Origin of the sequence: Novisyntrophococcus fermenticellae (genome assembly GCF_018866245.1) — a bacterium.
In the GTDB taxonomy this organism is placed as follows: Bacteria; Bacillota; Clostridia; order Lachnospirales; family Lachnospiraceae; genus Novisyntrophococcus; species Novisyntrophococcus fermenticellae.
In genome coordinates, this window is record NZ_CP076458.1 from 2,849,508 (window position 1) to 2,873,854 (window position 24,347).

Sequence of the window (24,347 nt, forward strand, 5' to 3'; positions counted from 1 at the left end):
TCTACCACGATAAAATGTTAACTCCAGTACCAATACTATCATAATCCGGAAGGCTCTGTCAACAGCTTTACGCACGTCTGCCCCGCAAACAATGCGGGGCAGTGTGTCAGATATCCAGCTTGGAAAAGTCTATGGACAAATCTTCATAGATTCCGGCTTTTACCATATCGGAAAAAGTGTATTCATTAATATCTTCGTGCTCGAAGTTATGAACCATAATTCTATTCTTGTCGAGATCAACAATCCAATATTCCCGAACACCGGCTGAACGGTATTTAAACAATTTAATTGCATAATCCATGCGCCTGCTACCTGGAGATACAATCTCAATAATCCAGTCCGGTGCTCCCTTACAGCCTTTATCATTAAGTTTATTCATGTCGCAGATAACAGATAAGTCCGGTTCTACATATTTGGCATCAGTCTCATTAAGAAATACAGCAAAAGGTGCAGGAAATATCTCACAGTTTCCCTTCTTTGAGAGAATATGCTGGGCTATCCGCAAATGCAAAAAAGATAACATTCTTTGATGCTGAGTGCTGGGTGGTGCCATATAGTAAATTTGGTCGTCAATCAATTCTGCCCGCTGCCCTTCCGACAGGTTGTAAATATCTTCAACAGTGTACGTGTGTTCTTTGGGTAATGGCATAATAACACGTCCTTTCATGGTTGCAGTGTTGACAGGAAGTTAGAAGATTATTCATCATCATCTGGTACATACTCCAGTATATCGCCGGGCTGGCAGCCTAGTGCTTGACATAAGGCTGCAATAGAATCAGTTGTAATGCGTTTGCCTTCTCGGATATTTTGCAGAGTACTTTCTGATATGATTTTCTCTTTGCGAATTTGATAAGTTGTTAAACCACGCTCTTCTAGTAAGTTTATCAATTTGCTATATAAAATTTTTCCCATAGCGTTCCTTTCTAAAAATCCATTAAGGGATGAAAATACGCAGAATTCTCCTTTTTTATACATCTATACTATCACAAAAGTACACGGTTTGCAATGTATATAATAAGCAAAAATTAACACTCCAGGGACAAACATCCCGGCGGCATGCCATTTAGGGATAAAAAGGAGCATATCAAAGGCATTTTGATATATAATTTCCATTGTGGGTGCAGAGTGGGTACGGCTTGCATTTCTCTCAAAAGCGTGCTATAGTAAAAACCGTTCAAGCTCTGGTATAGAAGCTAAACATAACCAAATAATCGTGTGTTCGTGACCTTCCACACGTAAAACAAAACTAAAGGAGAATTTATATGCAAAGCAAAAAGGTATTATTTATCTCACAGGCTGCCATGATTGCAGCAATCTATGTAGTTCTTACTGTAGCATTTGCCCCCATCAGTTATGGAACCATGCAGGTCCGAATATCAGAGGCCCTTACGGTACTTCCCCTGTTTACGCCGGCTGCCGTACCAGGACTTTTTGTCGGATGTATGATTGCCAATATGATAGGTGGTAGTATCTTGCCGGACATTATTTTCGGAAGCCTTACTACCATGGCCGCTGCGGCTATATCCTACAAATTAAGGAAACACCAGTATCTGGTTCCTCTTCCACCAATAATTCTTAATACACTGGTCGTCCCGTTCATCCTCTATTATGGATATCAGGTAAATCTTCCTATTCCCCTAATTATGCTTGGTGTTGGTTTTGGAGAGGTTATATCCTGTGGAATCCTGGGAACTGTTCTGATAAAAGTCCTGAGCAGATATGCCGGACGAATTTTCAGTCTTAACCGTAAAATGCATTAAAGAATAGTCTCCTTTGAGAGACTATTTTTTATACGAAAGTATTCAGGGAAAGCCGTCAGTGCAAGGGATTCTCTATGACAGCCAACTGCCTTTATTAAGAATATCCTTCCATACAGTTCACTGCTTCACCATCTATGGAGCATAGTAATGAGGATAAACCATAAGCCGGGAAATCCATATAAAACCTACGGATTTCCCGGCTTACAGAAAACCTGCCACTGGCAGCTTTCCTTGCATACTTTGGTATAGAAAAGCGCGAGACGGGATTCGAACCCGCGACCCCAACCTTGGCAAGGTTGTACTCCACCCCTGAGCCACTCGCGCACATCTGAGAGTCAAAAAACAACTCGCAGAACATAATATACTATATTTTCAGAACTTTGTCAATAATTTTTTCATTTTTTTATTCTTTTGCATCAATTCACGGTTTTAATATGGCACTTAGCACATATTGGTTATTAGGAAAGTTTTTCTGTGAGATATCCTCCAGTTTAATCAAATCCACATCCAGCCAAAGCTCCTCTGCCACTACCATCACATTCGCAAACATAATTCCAAAATTCACTTCGTCCCACTTCTTAAGCTGCTCTACGCTATGTCTCTTCGAAAAAATATGAATCCGATTATCATATACAACAAAACGCCAGGGCTGTCTGTTCATACTGGACGGAGACAGACGGGCTGCTTCCAGAATCTGATTCATCCATTGCCTCGGGATTTCTTTAAATATACATAACTCTTCCAAACTCAGTCTCTTGGCCTCGGACTGCTTTCTGACGTGCGCCCCTTTGCTTTTTCCAAACGCAACAATCCCTACCAGGTTTTTTCCATCCTTAACAAGCTGTGTTTTCTTTATCCGATCGCTTCCTATATAACAGGTCCCTATCCCGATGCTGCACATATACAGCACCATCTGCTCCATCATATATCCCATATTCATCAGGCTTCTTGGCGCCTCTTCCGAATAAAAAGCAAGATAATAGGGTGCTTTCACACTAAAAAAACTCAGAACCTTCTGTTGTCCTTTGCGGTTGTCCAGTATAGCAATATCTGTGTCGATGTTCCCGAAAAGGCTGGTCAATTCCGTATAATGTGCCCGGATTTTATCTAAAGTCTGAGCATTCAGACCTTCCATATTGTAATTTCGCACCGATTTTCTTACAAAAATAGCCTCATATAAATTCATAGCATCACCCTTAAATGTTTCGTAACATTATTGTAACATAACTACTGGCTTTTTCAAGACTTCTCCCAAAATAATTTTATCTAAAGTTCCTATTGTATATTTGAAAAATCACAGCAGTTTGATGGATTGCCAAATAGTTCTTAACGCTCCTCATTCTATGCATAGTATTCCCTGATTTCTTCCATCTTATTTCCAACATCTTCTTTAAACTGCTGCCATGCATCCTCATGTTCCACAAAATATTTGGGGCATATCTTTCCCGTCACATCATAATGGCGGATTACATCATCAGGCTTCAAATCAAATTGCACACAGAGCCAGCCGGTCAGCTGAACCAGAGTGTTGTACGTACTTTCATTAAACTTTCCGGTTTCATCCGGATGGCAGGTTTCTATCGATAATGTATCCACATTTCTGGTATTAGACGCATAAGCCTCTTCACTGCTTGGGATACATTGAATAACCTCCCCATCAAGCCCAACGACAAAATGGCTGCTGGCGGATGTTCCTGAACCATCTTTCAGGCTTTCGAAGTAATCGTGATTTGCCTGTGCACTCGTTCCGGCATTCCCTGTATAATGAATTACAATCCCTTTCACCTTTGATAATTTCAATTGAGGGCGGGAATATGGATTCGGTGTTAAAAGCTGTACATTAATAGCAGGAGCTCCTCTCCAGTCTACAGGGGACTCTGCCAATACCTGTTCATCTCCCCGGATTTCCTGCAAAGGATTTCTCCCCTTAATTACTCTCACGCCGGCTCCGGCCAGGAAAATAATCCCAAGAAGCAGCAATACCCGATTCCGATAGACAACACGCCGGCGTTTCTTATAGGATTCAGACAGACGCCTGTAAGATTTTCTCTTCTGTGCCATATATACTCCCCTGTCATTTTTTTCTTTACCCTCTATTGTATAATCATCTTGTGTACAAGATGTATCCAAAATGTAAAAAATGCCATGCAATTATCCCAGCCTCCGCTACAAGCGCAGACATAGGTTTCTGCATGGCACTCCTTTATTCATCTACACTGTAATTCGGAGCTTCTTTTGTGATATGAATATCGTGAGGATGAGATTCTTTTAGGGAAGCCGCCGAGATTTTGACGAACTTGCCCGTCTCCTTCAAAGTCTCAATATCCCCGGCACCGCAATATCCCATACCGGAACGAAGTCCGCCAATCAACTGGAATACAGTATCTTCCACAAGACCTTTATATGCCACACGCCCTTCCACACCTTCAGGAACCAGCTTCTTTGCATCTGACTGAAAATATCGATCCTTACTTCCGTTTTCCATCGCAGCAATTGAACCCATGCCGCGATATACTTTATACTTCCTGCCCTGAAACAGTTCAAAGGTTCCCGGGCTCTCATCACACCCTGCGAATATACTTCCCATCATGCAGACATTCGCACCGGCAGCAATCGCTTTTGTCATATCCCCGGAATACTTAATTCCGCCATCAGCTATAATCGGTGTTCCGGTCTTTCTGGCTTCCTCATAACAGTTCATAACAGCTGAAACCTGAGGAACACCGATGCCTGCTACTACACGGGTTGTACAGATTGAACCGGGACCGATACCTACTTTAACAGCATCTGCACCTGCAGCGATTAAATCTCTGGTGGCTTCCGCAGTGGCAACATTACCCGCAACAATCTGTAAGTCAGGATAGGAGGATTTTATATTTTTCAAAGCATGAAAGATATTGGCCGAATGTCCATGCGCTGAATCGATGACAATTACATCCACATGTGCCTTCACCAATGCATCCACACGTTCCATGACATTACTGGTAATCCCCACAGCTGCTCCGCAAAGCAGCCTTCCTAATGGGTCTTTGGCGGACAGCGGATACTTAATCTGCTTTTCAATATCCTTTATGGTAATAAGACCTTTTAAATTAAAATTCTCATCTACAATAGGCAGTTTTTCTTTTCTGGATTTTGCAAGGACACGCTTTGCCTCTTCTAATGTAACCCCTTCTCTTGCAGTAATCAGCCCTTCTGAAGTCATACATTCTTTAATCGGTCTTGAAAAATCCTCCTCAAATTTCAAATCACGGTTCGTAATAATACCAACAAGTTTTCCATTCTCAGTAATCGGCACACCAGATATACGGAATTTAGACATCAGATTATTGGCATCCTCCAGCGTATGCTCCGGTGATAAGAAAAATGGATCGGTGATTACACCATTCTCTGAACGCTTTACCTTATCTACCTCATCCGCCTGCTGCTCTATACTCATGTTCTTATGGATGATGCCGATTCCACCTTGTCTGGCCATCGCAATAGCCATACGGTGCTCTGTAACGGTGTCCATACCGGCGCTCATCATAGGAATATTCAGCTTTACACTTTTAGTCAGCCAGGTGGATAAATCTACCAGATTTGGAGTTACTTCCGAATACTGAGGTACAAGCAGTACATCATCAAAAGTAATTCCTTCGCCAATAATCGTTCCCATCTTTCTTTGTTCCTCCATTCTCTACATTTGTTTTGTTCCCAAGTGTAACAAAATTCCCATGCAATGTCAATCAGTAAATACCTTTCGCGGCATTCTGTTCCTGATATCCTTAATCATCACTTCGTCGGGCTCAAAGAGCAGTCTGTGCATCTCTTTATCACCCGGAACAATCACTGCATATACCTTTGCATTATCCATTCCGGAGGAATAATCTATTGTTTTAATATTGGGGTTATTGCGATAGGAGTCCAGTTGGTGGGAATTTAGCGGCGCCATAATCTCCATCTTGCCAAGATCAAAGCTGGCTCCTTTTTTCCTCTTGGACTTGGAATATATTTTATCGATATCCAGTTCACCATTCACATATACATATTCATATTCCACATTCAGTTTCGGGATGATAAGATAATCTGCAATTCCCAAGGCCAAAGCCACGACCAGGGCAATGGGGATGATGGTCAGACCCGCCACAGCCGCAAGCACAGTCAGAAAAATCAGCCCTACCTTAACAGCCATATCCTTTCCTGTAAACTTTTTCTCCACCATTACTTCGGTATACAAGTCACTCATCACTTTTCCTCCTCAACTGCTGTTATAAATTCCTTTATCTTTTCCTGGTGGCCGGTATTCGCAATTACCGCCAGATACACCGGCTCATACTCTACCCACTTATGATTCTGCAGCCAGTCAGTATCCGTAATATCCAGCCTGTACGTATCTCCCGAAATGCCATACCTGCTGCACTCTTCCTCTGTAAATAAAGTGGACAGATCCAGAAACATATCCTGCTTCTTATAGTGTTCGTAAAATTCCGGGCTCGTAATCAGTATATCCATGTCTTTTGCCGCAACAACAGTAGTGAACTTCATCACCATATTATAATCTGCCGTTTCAACATCCTTCCCCATCACGAATGAGGAATCAAATACTACCTTCTCATACTTATCCCCCGTCCCAAACCGGCTTAGCAGTTCCTCCTGCACACGCTCGGAATCCGACTGCATCGAAGCATTAATCACGCTCACATTCAAGATCGTGTAATATTTTGAATTCTCAACCAGCTGGCAGATAATCACAACAGCGGCAATTATTCCAACAACCGCCGCCATGTGCGGTTTATAATAAGTCCAGATGTACGCAAGCTTGCCGGTAAGACTCATCTCCGAAAGTTTTTGTTTCTCCAGCTCTCTCTTCTCTCTTCTTGTCATATCAGATTCATAGCGGTGAAATTTTATGGGTTCCTTTTCATTCGTCTTTCTGCTTCTCATACGGATTCCTCATACGTCGTAGATTTTATAATTTATATAGTATCATAAATAGGAGCCAGCGTCTATGCGCATAGCTCCTATTTTTCTAAAGTTCTCTATTCTAGCAGATTACATCATTCCCATTCCCTGACCGCCGGCCGGCATTGCAGGTGTTTCTTCTTTGATTACTGCAACTACAGATTCTGTTGTCAGTAAAGTTGCTGCAACACTTGTAGCGTTCTGAAGTGCGCTTCTTGTAACCTTAACCGGGTCTAGGATACCTGCTTTAACCATATCAACATATTCTTCTTTATATGCATCAAATCCCACACCAGTTGGTGACTCTTTTACCTTATTGATAATTACAGATCCTTCCAGACCGGCATTGGCTGCAATATGGAATAACGGTGATTCCAGTGCCTTCAGGATAATTCTTGCACCTGTCTTCTCATCCCCATCCAAATTTTCAACAAAGCTCTCAAGTTCCTTGGATGCATGAATATAAGCGGATCCGCCGCCGGCGATAATTCCTTCTTCCACAGCTGCTCTTGTTGAATTTAAGGCATCTTCCATGCGAAGCTTCGCTTCCTTCATCTCTGTTTCTGTTGCGGCTCCTACACGGATAACAGCTACACCGCCTGCCAGTTTGGCTAGTCTTTCCTGAAGTTTTTCTCTGTCAAATTCAGATGTGGTTTCTTCAATCTGTGAACGAATCTGGCCAACTCTTGCATCAATCTCAGACTTTTCTCCGCATCCGTCTACGATCACCGTGTTCTCTTTCTGAACTTTAACGGATTTTGCACGTCCCAGCTGTTCCATAGTAGTATCTTTCAGTTCATATCCCAGTTCCTCAGAGATTACAGCACCTCCGGTAAGAATAGCGATATCCTGAAGCATCTCTTTTCTTCTGTCTCCATAGCCTGGTGCCTTAACAGCAACTACCTTGAATGTTCCGCGAAGTTTGTTGACGATTAATGTGGATAATGCCTCTCCTTCAACATCCTCTGCGATAATCAGCAAGCTTGCGCCTGACTGAACAATCTGCTCCAGCAGCGGAAGGATTTCCTGAATATTGCTGATTTTTTTATCTGTAATAAGGATATAAGGATCTGATAAAGAAGCTTCCATCTTCTCCATATCGGTTGACATATATGCTGAAATATATCCACGGTCAAACTGCATACCTTCAACCAGATCCAGCTCTGTCAGCATGGTCTTGGATTCTTCAATTGTAATGACACCATCTTTAGAAACCTTCTCCATGGCATCCGCTACCATCTCTCCTACTTCGTCTTCGCCTGAGGATACGGCAGCAACTCTTGCCATCTGTTCTTTGCCTTCAACTGCCTTGCTCATCTTTGCAATCAGTTCAATCGCTTTATCAGTTGCTTTCTTCATACCCTTTCTGAGTACGATCGGGTTTGCTCCTGCCGCCAGGTTCTTCATGCCTTCATGAACCATTGCCTGAGCCAATACAGTAGCTGTAGTAGTACCATCACCTGCCACATCATTCGTTTTGGATGCAACTTCTTTAATCAGCTGCGCTCCCATGTTCTCGAAACCATCTTCCAGTTCAATTTCCTTTGCTATTGTAACGCCATCATTCGTAATGAGTGGTGCTCCGAACTGCTTATCCAGTACCACATTCCTTCCTTTTGGCCCAAGTGTCACGCTTACAGTATCAGCCAGTTTATTAACACCTACTTCAAGAGCTGCTCTTGCGTCTGCTCCATATTTAATTTCTTTTGCCATGTTATCTGCCTCCTGATTAATATTTATTATGATTGATTATTCAACAACTGCAAGAATATCTTCCTGTTTTACGATGATGTATTCTTCCTCATCCAGCTTTACTTCCGTACCTGCATACTTGGAATAAATAACCTGATTTCCAGTCTCTACTTCCATCTTCACTTTTTCGGTTCCGGGTCCAACTGCAACCACCTCTGCCTGCTGAGGTTTTTCCTGTGCCTGGCCTGGAAGAACGATACCTGATTTTGTGGTTTCCTCTGCTTTTAACTGTTTTAATACTACTCTGTCACCCAATGGTACTAACTTCATTCTATATTACCTCCTTAATGTTTGTTTCTTATTAGCACTCGTTAGCTTCGAGTGCTACTCGGTGATTCTTATATTAGTGATTATCACCAGAATTCGCAACTACATTCATTTCGATTTTTTAGGAATAATTCTGATATTTTCTATATTATACTCATTCTTACTCCTGTTATCTCACTTTTATATTTTTTTGATATTTTATATTCTGTTTATATTTGCAAAGCAGGGCAATACACAGTTACAGTTATCTGCACTGTGCTGCCCCGCTTATTATCATTTATCATGGCTTTTTAAGTTCTTTTTATCTTTAATTTCTTCTAACTCGTCGAAAATATAGTCGTTTAATACCTTGATATAGGTTCCCTTCATCCCACTGGATCTGGATTCAATCACACCGGCACTTTCAAATTTGCGCAGCGCATTGACAATTACAGATCTTGTGATACCGACGCGGTCCGCAATTTTACTTGCAACCAAAATTCCCTCATCGCCATCCAGTTCATTAAAAATATGAATGATTGCTTCCAATTCGGAAAAGGATAATGTGCTGAATGCAGATTTCACCACCTGAACTTTCCGGTTCTCCTCAACATTTTCTTCGTTGACGGAACGCATCATTTCCAATCCTACCACAGTAGTGCCATACTCGCTCACAATAATATCATCAATATCATAACTGGGTTTACACCGGTACATGAAAACTGTGCCAAGACGTTCCCCTGCAATATCAATTGGTGTTATAATTGCAGTATATTGTTTGAAATATTCGCCCTCAAATCCAAGAGTCTCAAGATTGACGTTCTCTTTTGTAGACAATACACTTAAAAAGCGGTCATTCAGAAGTATATCCACATAGCCGCCCACTTTGTCAACAATCAATTCTGTAATTTCCTGTACGCCATCACACAGACCGACCCCCAGAACTTTTCCTTTCTTACTGATTACCAGAATGTTGGAATCCAGCGTTTCACTTAAGACTTTACAGATATCACTGAATACCACTTTCGTAGTGTTATTATTGTGAAGCAGTTTATTTATCTTTCTGGTCTTATCTAATAATTGTACGCTCATCTTACACACGCTCCCTTCTGCATGATTGATTTAAATTTAAAACTGTATCACATCTACAATTTTAAGCCGTTTATATTGTAGCATGGAATTCCGACGTAGGCAATATATTTTCTGACAATTTGATGAGTTATTATTACCTTTCAGCCATAGGGGCAATTTCACTGCGCTGCATCTATATAAAGTGAAATAATTCAAAAAAATAGTTACAGTTTAGTCATGACTTTATTTATCATAATTACCAAACTGTAACTAAAGGTGTTTCTTTCGGGTTCTATTCTTCTATCTTCAATTTCTGTGCGACATAACCACATTGATTATTTGCGCACAAAAGCTTATTCCCCTTCTCCAACATGTATCCGCCGCACTGAGGGCATTTTTCACCGGACGGCTTCTGCCATGTCATAAAATCACAGTCAGGATTATGTTCACAACCATAATACCTTCTGCCCTTTTTTGTCTTTTTCAGGATAATCTCTCCTCCACATTTTGGGCAGCTGACACCTATTTTTTCAAGATATGGTTTTGTATTCTTACAGTCAGGAAATCCGGGGCAGGCCAGAAACCTTCCATGCGGTCCATATTTAATCACCATATTCCGTCCACATACCTCACAGATTTCATCGGTAACCTCATCGGCAATCTCTACCTGTTCCAGTTCTTCTTCCGCACGCTCCACAGATTCCTTCAGATCCGGCCAGAAATTTCTCACAACAGTCTTCCACTGCACACTGCCATCACCTACCTTATCCAGAAGTGCCTCCATATTAGCTGTAAAGTTTACATCTACTATGGTCGGAAAAGCCTGCTTCATCATCTTATTAACCACTTCGCCCAATTCTGTCATGTACAGATTCTTGTTTTCTTTCGCCACATACCGGCGTGCAAGTATCGTGGTAATTGTCGGAGCATAAGTACTTGGCCGGCCAATTCCCAGTTCTTCCAGAGTCTTAACCAGCGATGCCTCCGTATAATGTGCAGGGGGCTGTGTAAAGTGCTGCTCCGGCTGAAGCTGCTCCAGTTTCAGCTGTGTGTTCTTATCTAACGCACGTACTAAAGTATTGCTTTCTTTCTTCTCGTCATCTTCCTGTATATAGACGGACATGAATCCATCAAACTTCACTCTGGATGCCGATACAGTAAACAGATAGTCATTTCCCTTAATTTTCACAGATGTTGTTTCATATATTGCAGACTGCATCCGGCTGGCAGTAAACCGCTTCCAGATCAGCTGATACAGACGGAATTGATCTCTGGAAAGGGAGTCTTTCATCGCTGCCGGCGTTCTTGTGATATCTGAGGGACGGATTGCCTCATGAGCATCCTGGGCTTTCTTATTCTTATTTTCTGTATGCTCCGCTTTTGCCGTATATTCTTCTCCGTATTCAGCAGCGATATATTCCCGGGCCGCTGTGCTGGCCTCTACTGAAATACGTGTAGAATCCGTACGCAGATAGGTAATAAGTCCTACCGTACCATTTCCCTTAATGTCCACGCCTTCATATAATTGTTGAGCAAGACGCATGGTTTTGGATGTAGCGAAGTTTAGTACCTTAGCAGCCTCCTGCTGCAGGGTGCTTGTAGTAAAGGGAAGCGGTGCCTTTTTGGTGCGCTCACCCTTCTTCACTTCTGTGACTTCAAACTGCGCACCTTTTAATTCATCCAGAATCCGGTTCATCTCTTCCTTTGAATTAATATTGATTTTTTTATCTTTTCCGTAAAAATGAGCGACTAACGGTTTTTTCTCACCCGGTATCTGAAACGATGCATCCAGCGACCAGTACTCCTGCGGAATAAACGCATTGATTTCCTCTTCCCTGTCACCTATAATCCGAAGCGCAACCGATTGAACACGCCCCGCGCTTAATCCTCGTTTGATTTTTTTCCAGAGCAGCGGACTGATCTCATATCCAACCATACGATCCAGGCACCTGCGCGCCTGCTGCTCATCCACCAGATTCATATCAATTTCTCTGGCTTCCTTAAGAGACGCCTTTACAGCGGTTTTTGTTATCTCATTAAAAGTTATACGCTGCATCTTCTTGTCTTCCAGCTTTAACGCCTTGGACAGATGCCATGAAATTGCCTCTCCTTCGCGATCAGGGTCAGTTGCGAGATAAATTTTGTCTGCCTTCTTCACAGATTTACGCAAACCTGCCAAAAGCTCTCCTTTACCACGAATTGTTATATATTTTGGCTCAAAGTCATGTTCTATGTCAATACCCAGCTGACTCTTTGGAAGATCCCGAACATGTCCATTTGATGCTGCTACTTCATAATTGGCCCCGAGGAATTTTTTCACCGTCTTCACTTTCGCCGGTGATTCCACGATAACAAGATACTTTGCCACCCTATTGCCTCCTAACACTAAATTGAAGTTACGGCACAGCCGTTAGCTGATTACATTGTTCTGGGCTGAACCGTAACAAATTGAGACCACTATACACCAAATTATTTTTTCTTGCAAGTTCTTTTTCCTGACCCGGAGCGCCAAAATCTAAAAATCATACGCTGTTTTCTTAGTATTGTCCAAATTTCCGCCAATAATTTCTGTATGATTCTTCCACAAAACCTTTTGCCTGTAAAGTCAGCAAAATCTTTGATAAAACAGGCATTGAGTACTCCGTTATATCTGCAAGTTCACCCAAGCTCTTTGGTAAAATATCCAGTTGTTGATAAACACATTGCTCCTCTTTCGAAAAATTTTTGATTTTGTATTTAATTTTATGATTTGGAGTACTTGTAATTCCCAATTCTTCCAAAATACATTCCGGCTGATACGCTAATCCCGCTCCCTGGTAGAGCAGATAATTACACCCTCTGCTCAAAGCATCTCCAACTCTTCCCGGTATGGCAAATACAAGTTTTCCTTGTTCCAGTGCATAGTCAGCGGTAATCAGGGATCCACTGCGTTCTCTGGCTTCCACTACCAGCACCGCGTCTGCCAGGCCGCTTATAATACGATTTCTGACAGGAAAATGCCAGGCCTCCGGCGCAGAACCCGGCGGGAATTCTGACAAAACTCCACCCTCCCGGGCAAGCATCTTCCTATAGAGCGGATAATTCTCTTTTGGATAACAAATGTCCACACCACATCCAAGTACTGCAAATGTCTTTCCTCCTCCGGCTAATGCTCCTTCATGTGCACCTGTATCTATTCCATAGGCAAGCCCGCTGATAATCTGAACCCCACATTCAGCCAGAATTCTTGCGTATTCAAATGCTAATTGTCTCCCATAAGAGGAACATGCTCTGGCGCCTGCAATCGCAACCACAGGCTCGTCTTCTGCCGGGAGTTTTCCTTTTACATAAATTCCTTCCGGCATTCTGGGCAGTAATTTCAGACGGCCTGGATATTTGCTCTCTTCCCTTCCATAATATTCATACCTTTCCTCTCTCATACCTCTAATCCTTTCCATCACCTTCTATCCAGGTTATCCAGACTTCTATAGCAGATTGCTTCGCTGATGTGCTCTGTTCTTATTACATCACTCTCATCCAGATCTGCAATGGTTCTCGCCACCTTTATAATTTTATGGTAACCTCTGGCTGTGATCCCGTAGACTTCAAATGCCTGCTTTAATAGCCTTTTTCCCTCAGCAGTTATGGGACAGAATCTCTCAATATCCTGTGGATTTAATCCACTGTTATAGTGAATTCCATCCTTTTTGTTCCATGGCTGTTCCTGATATCGGTTTTGCTGTATCTGCAGTGTTCTGTACACAATTTTTCTTAGCTCTCCTGAAGATTTACCCTTTCTTCCGGTTTCTGTCAATGCTTCATAACCAAGAGCAGGTACTTCTACACATAAGTCCATCCGGTCCAGAAGAGGAAGGCTGATTTTATTCGTATACCTTATAATTTCCTGCATTGTGCAGGTACAGCGGTTCATATCGGGATAGAATCCGCAAGGGCAGGAATTCATGGCTCCTACCAGCATAAAATTGGCAGGAAACAGAAATCTTCCACCCGTCCTCGATATTATAATCTGATGGTCTTCCAACGGTTGGCGGAGAATCTCTATTGTCTTCCTGGAAACCTCGGCCAATTCATCCAAAAACAGTACCCCATGGTGAGCCAGTGTTATTTCACCAGGAATTGGAATCCTGCCTCCTCCAGCCAGAGCCTGTGGTGATATGGTATGATGCGGCTGACGAAAAGGTCTTTTTTTCAGCACCGGTGCTTCCCCCGGCAGCATCCCTGCCACACTATATATCTTGGTTAACTCCAGACTTTCTTCTCTGGTAAGTTCCGGCATGATCGTCGGCAAGCGCTTTGCCAGCATCGACTTTCCACTTCCCGGACCTCCCCGGAGCAAAAGGTTATGAAAACCACAGGCCGCGATTAATGCTGCTCTTTTTACATATTCCTGACCCAATATGTCCTGAAAGTCCACATCATAATCACCCTTCTCGTCCACTGCTTCTCTTTCTTTGTCTTCCTTTATCGACCTTTCATCAAAGCAATATGTAATCAGCTGCTTCAGGGATTCTACTCCAATTACCTGTATTCCGTCTACAATGTTTCCTTCTTTGATATTGTCCCTGGGTATCACACATCTTTTGCATCCTGATTCCCGGGCGAGAAGCACGGTGGAAAGTACCCCTGTGACCCCCTGAATACCTCCATTCAGGCGCACTTCTCCTATAACCATCACATCGTCAAGTGCTCCCGGCGGAATCCTTCCGACCGCTTTTAAGAATGCGACTGCCATTGGCAGATCAAATCTGGAACCATCCTTTCTGATGTCTGCAGGAACCAGATTAATTGTTACCCGCTTGGGCGGGAAAGCAACCCCAACATTCCGAAGTGCCGTCCTCACACGATCCTGACCTTCTTTTACCTGTGCTGAAACAGATCCGACTATGACAAACTGCGGCATACCATCACTGACATCAGCCTCTACCTGTACCTTTACCGCATCAACTCCATAAATTGCAGCCGATAATACACTACAAAACATAAACCCTCCGTTATTCATCTAATTAAGCATGGGAAATAAAAAGAAAAAGATTCACTGACAAATGGAATTCCAGATAGGGATTCCGTATGATTTGTTCATGAGACAATTATACTCCTGCCATTAAAAGTATACAACCCTTCATTTCGTATTAATATACAGAAAACAAGCGCGGGATAGTCCGCGCCTGCATGGTTTATTCAAAATAATTCCTGAGCTTTATAACAGCATTTTTTTCAATCCTGGAAACATAGGATCTGCTGATTCCCATCTTTCCGGCAATAGCCCGCTGGGTCAGCCCTTCCGTCCCATACAGACCATATCGCATGCAAAGCACTTTATATTCTTGTTCTGTCAGCACCTGTTCAACCAGATTATAAAGCTTTCGCACATTTTCCTTATGGAGGTATTGTTCCTCCGTATCTTCGGCATCTCCCTCCATCACATCCATAAGATGTATTTCATTACCCTCTTTATCAGTTCCTATAGATTCATAGAGCGATACTTCCTTATTTAGCTTTTTACGGGAACGTAAAAACATCAGAATTTCATTTTCTATGCATCGGACCGCATAGCTGGCCAGTTTACTGCTCTTATTATGGTCGAATGTGCTCACAGCTTTAATCAGACCAATGGTGCCTATAGAGATCAGATCTTCCTGGTCTTCCGCTATCCCCTGATATTTCTTAACTACATGGGCCACCAACCGCATATTCCGCTCAATCAGAACATTCTTAGCATCCAGATCTCCCTCCTGGTATTTTTTAAGAAATGCTTTCTCTTCCTGTGCCGACAGGGGTTTTTGGAATGTTTTCAAGCTGCACCTCGAAGAGGATTTCTATCTATTCTATGACCTGAATCGGAAAAATGTGCTTTTCCAACTGTCCCTATTTTGTCGTATTGAGGTGTTTTTATAGAACAAGCAGTCGGATTTTAAGAAAGTGGTATCAAAAAAGGGACCTCAGTCCCTTTTTACATTATTTACGCCTTTTTTCGCAGAATATCAAATGCATCCATCTCATGGGTCAGATCAATCCACAATTTCTGCTTCGGATGTGGTGCCGACTCCATGGAATTTCCTTCGTTATCAAAAATCGCGCGTACAGTTGCCGGAATGTTTCGACCATCCGGTTTCATGATTTCTATCTCCTCGCCGACACAAAACTTATTTCTCTGTTCAGTCGAATAATATCCGCGTTTATCCCTTTCTCCTGCAATCCCGAGGTATATATACTCTTGTATATAGGTGTTATTATCATAAATCTGTGCCTCATCTGTAGGCTTTCCATAGAAAAATCCTGTAGTGAACTGCCGATATGTGCAATTGGAAATCTGCTCCCGATACCATGGCATATTTTGCTGATATAATTCGGGATCCTTTCGATAGTCATCGATTGCTTTCCGGTACGTCCGTGCGACTGTGGCCACATAGAGGGCAGTCTTCATACGTCCTTCAATTTTCAGGCTGTCAATCCCCGCATTCAGGATATCCGGCAGATGTTCAATCATACATAAATCCCTGGAATTAAATATGAAGGTTCCTCTTTCATTCTCATATACCGGCATGTATTCCCCGGGTCTTGACTCTTCTACTACGGAATACTTCCATCTGCATGGGTGGGTACAGGCTCCCCGGTTCGCATCTCTGCCCGTTAAATAGTTGCTGAGCAGACACCTTCCCGAATAAGACATGCACATCGCCCCATGAATAAATGTCTCAATTTCCAGATCCTCCGGAATATGTTTCCTTATACTTCGTATTTCCTCCAGTGACAATTCCCGGGCGGTAACAATCCTCTTTGCCCCCTGTTGATACCAGAAGTTAAATGTCCCATAATTGGTGTTATTGGCCTGTGTACTGATATGCCGCTCAATTTCCGGGCAGACTTCTTTTGCAATCTGAAACACGCCTGGATCCGAAATAATCAATCCATCTGGTTTTATGTCCTTCAATTCTTCAAAATACTTCCTTACACCTTCAAGATCTTCATTATGTGCCAGAATGTTCGCCGTCACATAAACTTTAACATCCCGCGTATGTGCAAAAGCAATTCCTTCCCTCATATCTTCCGGAGAAAAATTCTTAGCTTTCGCACGCAGTCCAAAGGCTTCTCCACCGATATAGACAGCATCGGCTCCAAATATCACAGCCACTTTCAAAACCTCCAGGCTGCTTGCCGGCACCAGTAACTCCGGTTCTCTCATGTATTCCTCCTTCTCAACACTTCACACTGATTGTGATTCCATCTCCCAATGGTACTATAGCTGTCTCCAATTCTTTATGGTGCTTCAGCATATAGAGATATTCCCTCATGCGCTTATAAATCGTACGGTTTCTCCGCTCCACAATATAATGGGATTCTATGATATCACCATCCTGGAGGACATTATCCGAGATAAGTACGCTTCCCGGATGCATGAGTCTCATAAGTTCTGGTAAGTAATGAATATACTGCCCTTTGGCAGCATCCATAAAGATTAAATCGTAAGTTCCTTCCAGTGTTTTCAGTACATCTCTCGCATCCCCTTGCAGCAGCGTAATTTGTTCCTGCCTTCCGGCCTCTTCAAAATGTCTCCTGGCAACCGGTATTCTCTTTTCATAATTCTCAATCGTTGTCATCTTGCAATTCGAAGGTGCGTATTCAGCCATAAAAAGAGCAGAGAACCCTATGGCAGTTCCCACCTCCAGGATTCTCTCAGGCTTTTGGATTTTTAAAAACACTTTTAAAAAGCTTTGCATTTCCCTTCGGATAATCGGAACAAAAGCCTCTTTTGCCTCTTGCTCCAATTCCTCCAGGAAAGGTGTATGACCGACATCCATGGAATTAATGAAGGTAAGCATTCTTTCGTCAACAATCAACTTATTCTCCGCCTTCCTGCGTACCTTCCTGGGCATGCTCCGGAATCGCAGCGTCATCGCTGTCATCTCCATCACTTTCGCCGGAAGTATCATCATCCTCTGAGGGCTGACCTTCTGTATTTTGTTTGGATAAAATCTCCAGCATCTCGTCTACCGTCTGATACGTATTCAATATATAACTCCCGGGTTCCAGTTTGCCGTAATAGTCTGACAATCGAACCTGAACCCAGAATACTACAGGCCCATTTGCGATCAGACCTTTCTCTGAAAGCTGTTTCCCTATCCCATAGGTCGAAGTATCTTCCTTGATAATTACAGTGACATCCTGTCCTTTACTCTCAGAGGAGGCAACAGGCTTCTGGGCAAATACATCGTAGCCAAAACTATATGTGATTTTTCCCAGATACAGAATCAGTACAATTCCGAAGATATATATCAGAATCCGCAGAGTTCCTCTGGCACCTGTAAGCGCCGCTCTATATCCGGTATCCTTATTTTTCTTAGCCATATGCCTCTCCTTTGTTAAACCTCATCCGGTATGGAGATATTTAAGCTCTTTACAAGTGCAGTCTGTGTATCCTGCATCATCTTACAGACCGCCAATTCGGCCTCCAGATATGCATTGGCAAGTGCGTTCTTGCGTATATGCTCAAATTCCCTTTCCAGATTATCCACCTCATCATACAGGTCAATCCCTTCCTGCTTCTGGAGATGGTAATTTCTGATTCGAAATTCATCAACCTGTTCACGCAGCTTAGGTTTACTTCTCAGCTCACCTTCATATCGCTGGTAATTCTGATATTCTTCACTGTTTAACATGGCATGAACAAGCGCTTCCGTGCACTTTACCACATCGCCTGACATAAGCTTACGCCTCCATGATAATCGGAAGTATCATCGGTCTCCTCTTCGTTTTCTTCCATACAAAATCTCCCAGAGAATCCTTGATTTCCGTCTTGATTTTACCCCAGTCACTGATTTTACGGTTAAGGCATTCATCCAGCGCGTCTTCCACCACAACTCTGGCCTCTCCCATCAAATCCTCAGATTCACGGACATATACAAAACCGCGTGAAACGATATCCGGACCGGATAATAGCTGATTACTGCGCTTTTCCAGTGTCAGAACCACCACCATAATCCCATCCTCGGACAAATGCTGACGGTCACGCAGTACAATATTGCCCACATCTCCGACACCAAGTCCATCCACCATAATTGCTCCCGTATGAACCTTGCCGGTCACTGCACAGCTCTGATCATCCAGTTCCAGTACATCACCGGAACGCAGAATAAATATATTCTCCTTAGGGATACCTAAGGATTCTGCAATCCCCTTCTGCGCCTTTAAATGACGGTATTCGCCATGTACAGGAATTGCATATTTGGGATGTACCAGCGAGTATATAAGTTTAATCTCTTCCTGGCAGGCATGTCCTGAAACGTGGACATCCTGAAAAATCACATCAGCACCCTTGACCGAAAGCTCATTGATCACCTTAGATACTGCCTTTTCATTACCCGGAATAGGATTAGAGCTGAATATAATTGTGTCGCCGGGTTTAATAGATACTTTCTTGTGTATATTGGCTGCCATACGTGAAAGAGCGGCCATAGACTCGCCCTGGCTTCCGGTCGTTACAAGAACCATCTGGTCATCCGGATAGTTCTTCATCTTGTCGATATCAATCAGAGTATTTTCCGGAATATTCAAATATCCCAGTTCCGATGCTGTGGTGATGACATTCACCATGCTGCGGCCTTCTACGATAACTTTTCTGCCATATTTATAAGCAGAGTTGATAATCTGCTGCACCCGATCCACATTGGATGCAAATGTAGCTATAATGATACGCGTGTTTTTATGTTCAGCAAAGATGTTGTCAAATGTTTTACCCACAGTACGCTCGGACATGGTGAAGCCCTTACGTTCCGCATTCGTACTGTCGCACATCAGCGCCAACACGCCTTTTTTGCCGATTTCCGCAAATCGCTGAAGATCTATGGCATCTCCAAATACAGGCGTATAGTCCACTTTAAAGTCCCCTGTGTGAATAATGGTGCCTGCCGGAGAATAGATGGCCAGCGCTGCTGCATCCTGGATACTATGGTTTGTCTTAATAAATTCTATACGGAATGCCCCCAGATTAATAGACTGTCCGTGTTTAATCGTCTTTCTTTTTGTGGAACGAAGAAGGTTGTGTTCTTTTAATTTATTTTCAATTAATCCAATTGTTAATTTTGTTGCATAAACGGGCACATTAATCTCTTTCAAAACATAAGGCAGTGCCCCTATATGATCCTCATGTCCATGTGTTATTACAAATCCTTTTACTTTTTGTATGTTGTCCTTCAGATAAGTCACATCCGGAATCACCAGGTCAATTCCCAGCATATCATCCTCCGGAAACGCCAGACCACAGTCCACGACAACTATACTGTCTTCATATTCAAAGGCAGTGATATTCATTCCAATCTGCTCTAAACCACCGAGCGAAATGATCTTTAATTTACTTTCACCTTTTTTCTTCAAAAAGCACCTCCATTTTTTATCATTTCCGAACACAAACTGTATGAGAACGTCTTCGTACATTCTCATACACGCCATTAACACGAATGGAGATCCACCTCATCCAGCATCTGAGCAAAAATGCCTGCTATAGCATCGAATTCTACTTCGTCTTCCACCATAACATACTCTGCGTCAGGCGCGGATTCCTGGGATACATCCTTCATGATGTAGGCATTCGCCTCATCTTCGTCAGAATCAGAAACCAGCAGATAATCGATACCGTTCACTCTGGTTTGCTCTTCTACGAAAAACTCTATTTCACTTCCATCTTCCGATACAAATTTGACTTTTTCCATAGTCTGTGACTTCCTCTTTGCTTTTATTCAGGTTTTTGATTAAACAAATAATCCAGATATCCTTGCAGAATAAACACAGCCGCAATCTGGTCCACAAAATTTTTCCTGTTTTCCCTGCGCACTTCTGCCTCTATCAATGTTCTGTTTGCCGCGACTGTGGTCAGCCGTTCATCCCACATAACAACATCCAGACCTGTTCTTCTCTTCAGCATTTCCTGAAATTCCAGAGATTTCACAGCCCTGTCACCTATGTCATTATTCATATGTTTTGGGAATCCAAGCACCAACCGTTCTACCTGATACTGTTCAATCAGTTCCTCTATGCGGGCAAGTGTCTGACGCAGCTTATTCTCGGATTTTCTCCTGATAATTTCGACCCCCTGGGCAGTAATCCCAAGAGGGTCACTAACCGCTACACCCACTGTCTTAGAGCCAAAATCCAAACCCAAAATCCGCATACAGTCAGTCTCTCTTCCAGGATTCATTCTTAATATACTCTTTCAAAAGTTCTTCCACCAGCTCGTCCCGCTCCACCTTCATAATCATGCTGCGGGCACCCTTATGACTTGTGATATAGGTGGGATCTCCGGACATAATATATCCGACGATCTGGTTCACCGGGTTATAGCCCTTCTCCGCCATCGCATTATAAACTATATCCAGAACTTCCTTAACCTGTATCTCCGGTTCGCTTTTGACTTTAAAGTATTGCGTATTACCTAAATCTGTCATTTTTTCACGTCCTCGTTCATTGATATCTATTTCATTTTAATATACTTTGCAGGAAAATTCAATGATAACTTTCCGTTATCCTCAAACGGTCTCAGAAAGCAAAAGATTTTGCTGTCTGTTCACAACAGTAGCCTCTATCAGACAATTCCGCAACACTTCTTCTGATTTTACGGCAGCCCGTATATACTCTCTGGTGTATCCGGTCCAATACTTTATTCCATTCAGTTCAATCTGTTCCTCAATCAGAATTTCAACCCGATGCCCTAAAAACTGATCCATATACTCCATTCTCCTCTGTTCATCCAGTTCCAGAAGTTTCTGGCTGCGCTCATGCTTTTGCTGTTCCTGTATTTGTTCCTGCATGACCGCGGCCTTTGTCCCTTCCCTTTGGGAATATTTAAAGATATGAGTTTCAAAAAAGCGGACGGCTTTCACAAAGGCTTCAGAGGCTTCAAATTCTTCTGTTGTTTCTCCCGGAAATCCTACGATGATATCTGTAGTCAGAGCCGGATTGTCATAATATTTCCGCAGGAGTCTGCATCCATCCATATATTCCTCAGAAGTATATCTTCGATTCATCCTTTTCAGTGTCTCATTGCACCCACTTTGTAAAGACAAATGAAAGTGCGGGCATACCTTAGGTAATGCTGCAATCCCTTTTACAAATTCCTCTGTTATAATTCTGGGTTCCAGAGAGCCAAGGCGGATTCTCTGTATCCCCTCCACATCATGAATTGCCCGAATCAATCCCAGCAGAGAATCCCTCTCTTCCAGATCAACTCCGTAAGAGCTCAGGTGAATTCCTGTCAGAACTACCTCCTGATGGCCGTTTCCGGCCAGAGTTTTCACTTCCCCTACAACATCGTTTTCAGACCGGCTTCTCACTCTGCCTCTGGCAAATGGGATGATACAGTAAGAACAGAACTGGTTGCAGCCATCCTGCACCTTGATATATGCCCTTGTATGTCCGCCGGTCCCGGTAATCGATAAATTTTCATACTCGCCGGTATGGTTTATATCTATCATATGCGTGCAAACAGCGGAATCTTCCTGCTCCTTTTCCGAGCTGCAGTTCTCATACTCTTTCAGAATCTCTATTAAATCCTGTTTCTTATTATTCCCGATTATGATATCTATAGACGGATCTTTTTCAATTTTTTCACCTTGCGCCTGCACATAACATCCGGTAGCTACCACAATCGCCGCGGGATTCATCTTCTTTGCCTTGTGAAGCATCTGTCTGGATTTTCGGTCAGCAATATTTGTTACCGTACATGTATTGATAATATAGATATCTGCACCCGGAGTAAAGGGAACAATCTCATACCCTGCTTCCTCCAGGAGCTGCTGCATGGCTTCCAGCTCATAGGCATTTACCTTACATCCTAAATTATGCAAAGCTACCGTCTTTTTCATATACCTCTCCTTTATTTGTATTTCAATAGTTATCAATTTTACCGAATATTCCTGGTATTATTTGTGGGTTTTCGCCTTGACTTTTACTGCCATAAACTGTAAGATAAGTTATGACAATAGTTCGAGTATTACACGAAGAAACGTCAGTTATAAACCAAATTCAGGGAGGATTTTATCGATGAAAACAGTACAGATTTCACTCAATTCAATTGACAAAGTAAAATCATTTGTCAATGACATTTCCAAATTTGATTTTGATTTTGATTTAGTATCCGGAAGATACGTTATAGATGCAAAATCCATTATGGGAATTTTCAGTTTAGATTTGTCAAAACCTATTGACTTAAATATTCATTCCGAAGGTGAAAACCTGGAAACAGTTCTTTCCGTATTAAATCCATATCTTGTTTAAAAAACAGACTTTCAGAAGACAGCTGCAGCATGTGCAGCTGTTTTTTGCTTTATAGGAAAGTTCGTCCTATAAAGCAAAAACCTCCGGGGGATCACACTGTGGCCGAATCGTAACGTTTTCTAATACACTATCTCTATCGTCTCCGCTGTATCAATTGCTGTCTGTATCATCTCATCAATTTTCTCCTGCAGATTCTGCTCAGAACGTTTGATAATGTTCAGATTTGGTTTGGTAACCGGATGCTTTGCTACAAAGATGGTACAGCAATCCTCGTAAGGTAATATAGAAGTCTCATACGTATTAATTTTCAACGCTATGTCCACGATCTCCTGTTTATCAAATCCGATCAGCGGGCGGAATACCGGCATCTTACATACTTCGTTGGTGCAGGCAAGGCTCTGCATGGTCTGGCTTGCAACTTGTCCGATACTTTCACCTGTTATCAGTGCTGATGCTCCGTCTTCACCGGCAAATTGCTCTGCAATTTTCATCATATAACGCCGCATGATAATCGTAAGTTCGTCATGGGGACACTTTTCATATATATATAGCTGGATATCTGTAAAATTCACAACATGCAGACGTACGGGGCCACTGTAACGTGCAACCAGCCTCGCCAGATCCACCACTTTCTGCTTGGCACGTTCACTCGTATACGGTGGTGCATGAAAATAAACCGCCTCCAGTTTTACCCCACGTTTTGCAATCATATAGCCGGCTACCGGAGAGTCTATCCCCCCTGACAAAAGCAGCATGGCGGATCCGTTGGTTCCAACAGGCATTCCACCGGGACCCGGAATCGTCTCAGAATATATATATATCTTCTGACGTACTTCCACAGTCAGATGAATCTCAGGCTGATGGACATCTACCTTCATCCCCGGGCACTCATCCAGGATTCTTCCGCCCAGCTCACAGTTCAATTCCATCGAGTTCATAGGATAGGTCTTCTTCGCTCTGCGTGCATGCACCTTAAAAGTCTTGTTAAATTCCGGATACATGTGCTTAACATACGCTACCACCTGATCTGCAAGATCTTCGAAACCTTTATCCTCCACCACCACAACCGGGCAGATTCCTGAAATTCCAAACACACACTTAAGCGCCTGTACGGTTTCCTCGTAATCAAAATATCCCTCTGTAAACACATAAATTCTTCCCTGCTCCCGGATAACACGAAATGTACCTTCCACTTTTTCAAGACTATATCTGATCTGATTTACCAAAGCTTCCTCAAACAGATATCTGTTCTTTCCTTTTATCCCTATCTCCGCATACTTTATTAAAAATGCTTTAAACATCTGCTTC

At 42.7% G+C, this 24,347-nt stretch carries 26 protein-coding genes and 1 tRNA gene; 2 read left to right on the forward strand and 25 right to left on the reverse strand.

The window, feature by feature from the left end; genetic code table 11:
• Positions 1-106: 106 nt before the first annotated feature.
• Together KNL20_RS13190 and KNL20_RS13195 are read right to left on the reverse strand one after the other, a co-directional pair.
• Entirely contained in the window at positions 107-649 is a 543-nt protein-coding gene (locus KNL20_RS13190) for a Uma2 family endonuclease (protein ID WP_230398192.1), read from the reverse strand.
• A 47-nt stretch (positions 650-696) separates the two neighbouring features.
• Positions 697-912, reverse strand: a complete 216-nt coding sequence (locus KNL20_RS13195; protein ID WP_230398193.1) for a helix-turn-helix domain-containing protein — start codon at positions 910-912, stop codon at positions 697-699.
• Between the two features lie 350 nt (positions 913-1,262).
• On the opposite strand from KNL20_RS13195, the gene KNL20_RS13200 reads away from it, so the two are divergent.
• A complete protein-coding gene (locus tag KNL20_RS13200; protein WP_230398194.1) occupies positions 1,263-1,760 on the forward strand; it encodes a QueT transporter family protein in 498 nt (165 codons plus the stop codon).
• 252 nt (positions 1,761-2,012) lie between these two features.
• Here the strand turns inward: KNL20_RS13200 and KNL20_RS13205 are convergent.
• The 22 genes from KNL20_RS13205 to mtaB all read right to left on the reverse strand — a co-directional run bounded on the left by KNL20_RS13205 (position 2,013) and on the right by mtaB (position 22,627).
• Positions 2,013-2,084, reverse strand: a tRNA-Gly gene (locus tag KNL20_RS13205).
• A 97-nt stretch (positions 2,085-2,181) separates the two neighbouring features.
• Positions 2,182-2,946: a nitroreductase family protein gene (locus KNL20_RS13210; protein WP_230398195.1), complete on the reverse strand. Its 765-nt coding sequence runs from the start codon at positions 2,944-2,946 to the stop codon at positions 2,182-2,184.
• A 155-nt stretch (positions 2,947-3,101) separates the two neighbouring features.
• Complete coding sequence (locus KNL20_RS13215) at positions 3,102-3,821, reverse strand: peptidoglycan recognition protein family protein (RefSeq protein ID WP_230398196.1); 720 nt, start codon at positions 3,819-3,821, stop codon at positions 3,102-3,104.
• Between the two features lie 142 nt (positions 3,822-3,963).
• Entirely contained in the window at positions 3,964-5,418 is a 1,455-nt protein-coding gene (gene guaB, locus KNL20_RS13220) for an IMP dehydrogenase (RefSeq protein ID WP_230398197.1), read from the reverse strand.
• 66 nt (positions 5,419-5,484) lie between these two features.
• Positions 5,485-5,988, reverse strand: a complete 504-nt coding sequence (locus KNL20_RS13225; protein WP_230398198.1) for a DUF6106 family protein — start codon at positions 5,986-5,988, stop codon at positions 5,485-5,487.
• On the reverse strand, positions 5,988-6,686 hold the full coding sequence (locus tag KNL20_RS13230; protein ID WP_230398199.1) for a hypothetical protein: 699 nt from the start codon (positions 6,684-6,686) through the stop codon (positions 5,988-5,990). The genes KNL20_RS13225 and KNL20_RS13230 overlap by 1 nt, the downstream gene beginning before the upstream one ends.
• Before the next feature lie 108 nt (positions 6,687-6,794).
• Positions 6,795-8,417, reverse strand: a complete 1,623-nt coding sequence (gene groL / locus KNL20_RS13235) for a chaperonin GroEL (RefSeq protein ID WP_230398200.1) — start codon at positions 8,415-8,417, stop codon at positions 6,795-6,797.
• A 36-nt stretch (positions 8,418-8,453) separates the two neighbouring features.
• Positions 8,454-8,726, reverse strand: coding sequence for a co-chaperone GroES (locus tag KNL20_RS13240; protein ID WP_230398201.1), 273 nt, complete (start codon positions 8,724-8,726; stop codon positions 8,454-8,456).
• A 270-nt stretch (positions 8,727-8,996) separates the two neighbouring features.
• Positions 8,997-9,794, reverse strand: coding sequence for a GTP-sensing pleiotropic transcriptional regulator CodY (gene codY / locus KNL20_RS13245; RefSeq protein WP_230398202.1), 798 nt, complete (start codon positions 9,792-9,794; stop codon positions 8,997-8,999).
• Between the two features lie 271 nt (positions 9,795-10,065).
• Positions 10,066-12,141 carry a type I DNA topoisomerase gene (gene topA, locus KNL20_RS13250; RefSeq protein ID WP_230398203.1) on the reverse strand — a complete coding sequence of 692 codons (2,076 nt, stop codon included), beginning with the start codon at positions 12,139-12,141 and terminating at the stop codon, positions 10,066-10,068.
• A gap of 169 nt (positions 12,142-12,310) precedes the next feature.
• On the reverse strand, positions 12,311-13,210 hold the full coding sequence (gene dprA, locus KNL20_RS13255) for a DNA-processing protein DprA (protein WP_230398204.1): 900 nt from the start codon (positions 13,208-13,210) through the stop codon (positions 12,311-12,313).
• Complete coding sequence (locus tag KNL20_RS13260) at positions 13,210-14,754, reverse strand: YifB family Mg chelatase-like AAA ATPase (protein ID WP_230398205.1); 1,545 nt, start codon at positions 14,752-14,754, stop codon at positions 13,210-13,212. The genes dprA and KNL20_RS13260 overlap by 1 nt, the downstream gene beginning before the upstream one ends.
• Before the next feature lie 193 nt (positions 14,755-14,947).
• Complete coding sequence (gene sigK, locus KNL20_RS13265) at positions 14,948-15,568, reverse strand: RNA polymerase sporulation sigma factor SigK (protein WP_230398206.1); 621 nt, start codon at positions 15,566-15,568, stop codon at positions 14,948-14,950.
• 164 nt (positions 15,569-15,732) lie between these two features.
• Positions 15,733-16,956, reverse strand: coding sequence for a peptidase U32 family protein (locus KNL20_RS13270; RefSeq protein ID WP_230398207.1), 1,224 nt, complete (start codon positions 16,954-16,956; stop codon positions 15,733-15,735).
• 13 nt (positions 16,957-16,969) lie between these two features.
• Positions 16,970-17,611, reverse strand: coding sequence for an O-methyltransferase (locus tag KNL20_RS13275; protein ID WP_230400119.1), 642 nt, complete (start codon positions 17,609-17,611; stop codon positions 16,970-16,972).
• 1 nt (position 17,612) lies between these two features.
• Complete coding sequence (locus tag KNL20_RS13280) at positions 17,613-18,119, reverse strand: hypothetical protein (protein ID WP_230398208.1); 507 nt, start codon at positions 18,117-18,119, stop codon at positions 17,613-17,615.
• 14 nt (positions 18,120-18,133) lie between these two features.
• Positions 18,134-18,475, reverse strand: coding sequence for a YlbF family regulator (locus KNL20_RS13285; RefSeq protein WP_230398209.1), 342 nt, complete (start codon positions 18,473-18,475; stop codon positions 18,134-18,136).
• 4 nt (positions 18,476-18,479) lie between these two features.
• Complete coding sequence (locus tag KNL20_RS13290; protein ID WP_230398210.1) at positions 18,480-20,144, reverse strand: ribonuclease J; 1,665 nt, start codon at positions 20,142-20,144, stop codon at positions 18,480-18,482.
• A 74-nt stretch (positions 20,145-20,218) separates the two neighbouring features.
• The gene (locus tag KNL20_RS13295; RefSeq protein ID WP_230398211.1) at positions 20,219-20,479 is read right to left on the reverse strand and encodes a DUF1292 domain-containing protein; all 261 of its coding nucleotides are present in this window, start codon (positions 20,477-20,479) and stop codon (positions 20,219-20,221) included.
• 23 nt (positions 20,480-20,502) lie between these two features.
• A complete protein-coding gene (gene ruvX / locus KNL20_RS13300) occupies positions 20,503-20,937 on the reverse strand; it encodes a Holliday junction resolvase RuvX (RefSeq protein WP_230400120.1) in 435 nt (144 codons plus the stop codon).
• Between the two features lie 4 nt (positions 20,938-20,941).
• The gene (locus KNL20_RS13305; RefSeq protein WP_230398212.1) at positions 20,942-21,211 is read right to left on the reverse strand and encodes an IreB family regulatory phosphoprotein; all 270 of its coding nucleotides are present in this window, start codon (positions 21,209-21,211) and stop codon (positions 20,942-20,944) included.
• An 81-nt stretch (positions 21,212-21,292) separates the two neighbouring features.
• Positions 21,293-22,627 carry a tRNA (N(6)-L-threonylcarbamoyladenosine(37)-C(2))-methylthiotransferase MtaB gene (gene mtaB / locus KNL20_RS13310; protein WP_230398213.1) on the reverse strand — a complete coding sequence of 445 codons (1,335 nt, stop codon included), beginning with the start codon at positions 22,625-22,627 and terminating at the stop codon, positions 21,293-21,295.
• Between the two features lie 178 nt (positions 22,628-22,805).
• On the opposite strand from mtaB, the gene KNL20_RS13315 reads away from it, so the two are divergent.
• Positions 22,806-23,039, forward strand: coding sequence for an HPr family phosphocarrier protein (locus tag KNL20_RS13315; protein WP_230398214.1), 234 nt, complete (start codon positions 22,806-22,808; stop codon positions 23,037-23,039).
• Positions 23,040-23,158: 119 nt separating this feature from the next.
• On the opposite strand, the gene thiI is transcribed toward KNL20_RS13315, so the two are convergent.
• Positions 23,159-24,340, reverse strand: a complete 1,182-nt coding sequence (gene thiI, locus KNL20_RS13320; RefSeq protein WP_230398215.1) for a tRNA uracil 4-sulfurtransferase ThiI — start codon at positions 24,338-24,340, stop codon at positions 23,159-23,161.
• Positions 24,341-24,347 lie beyond the last annotated feature (7 nt).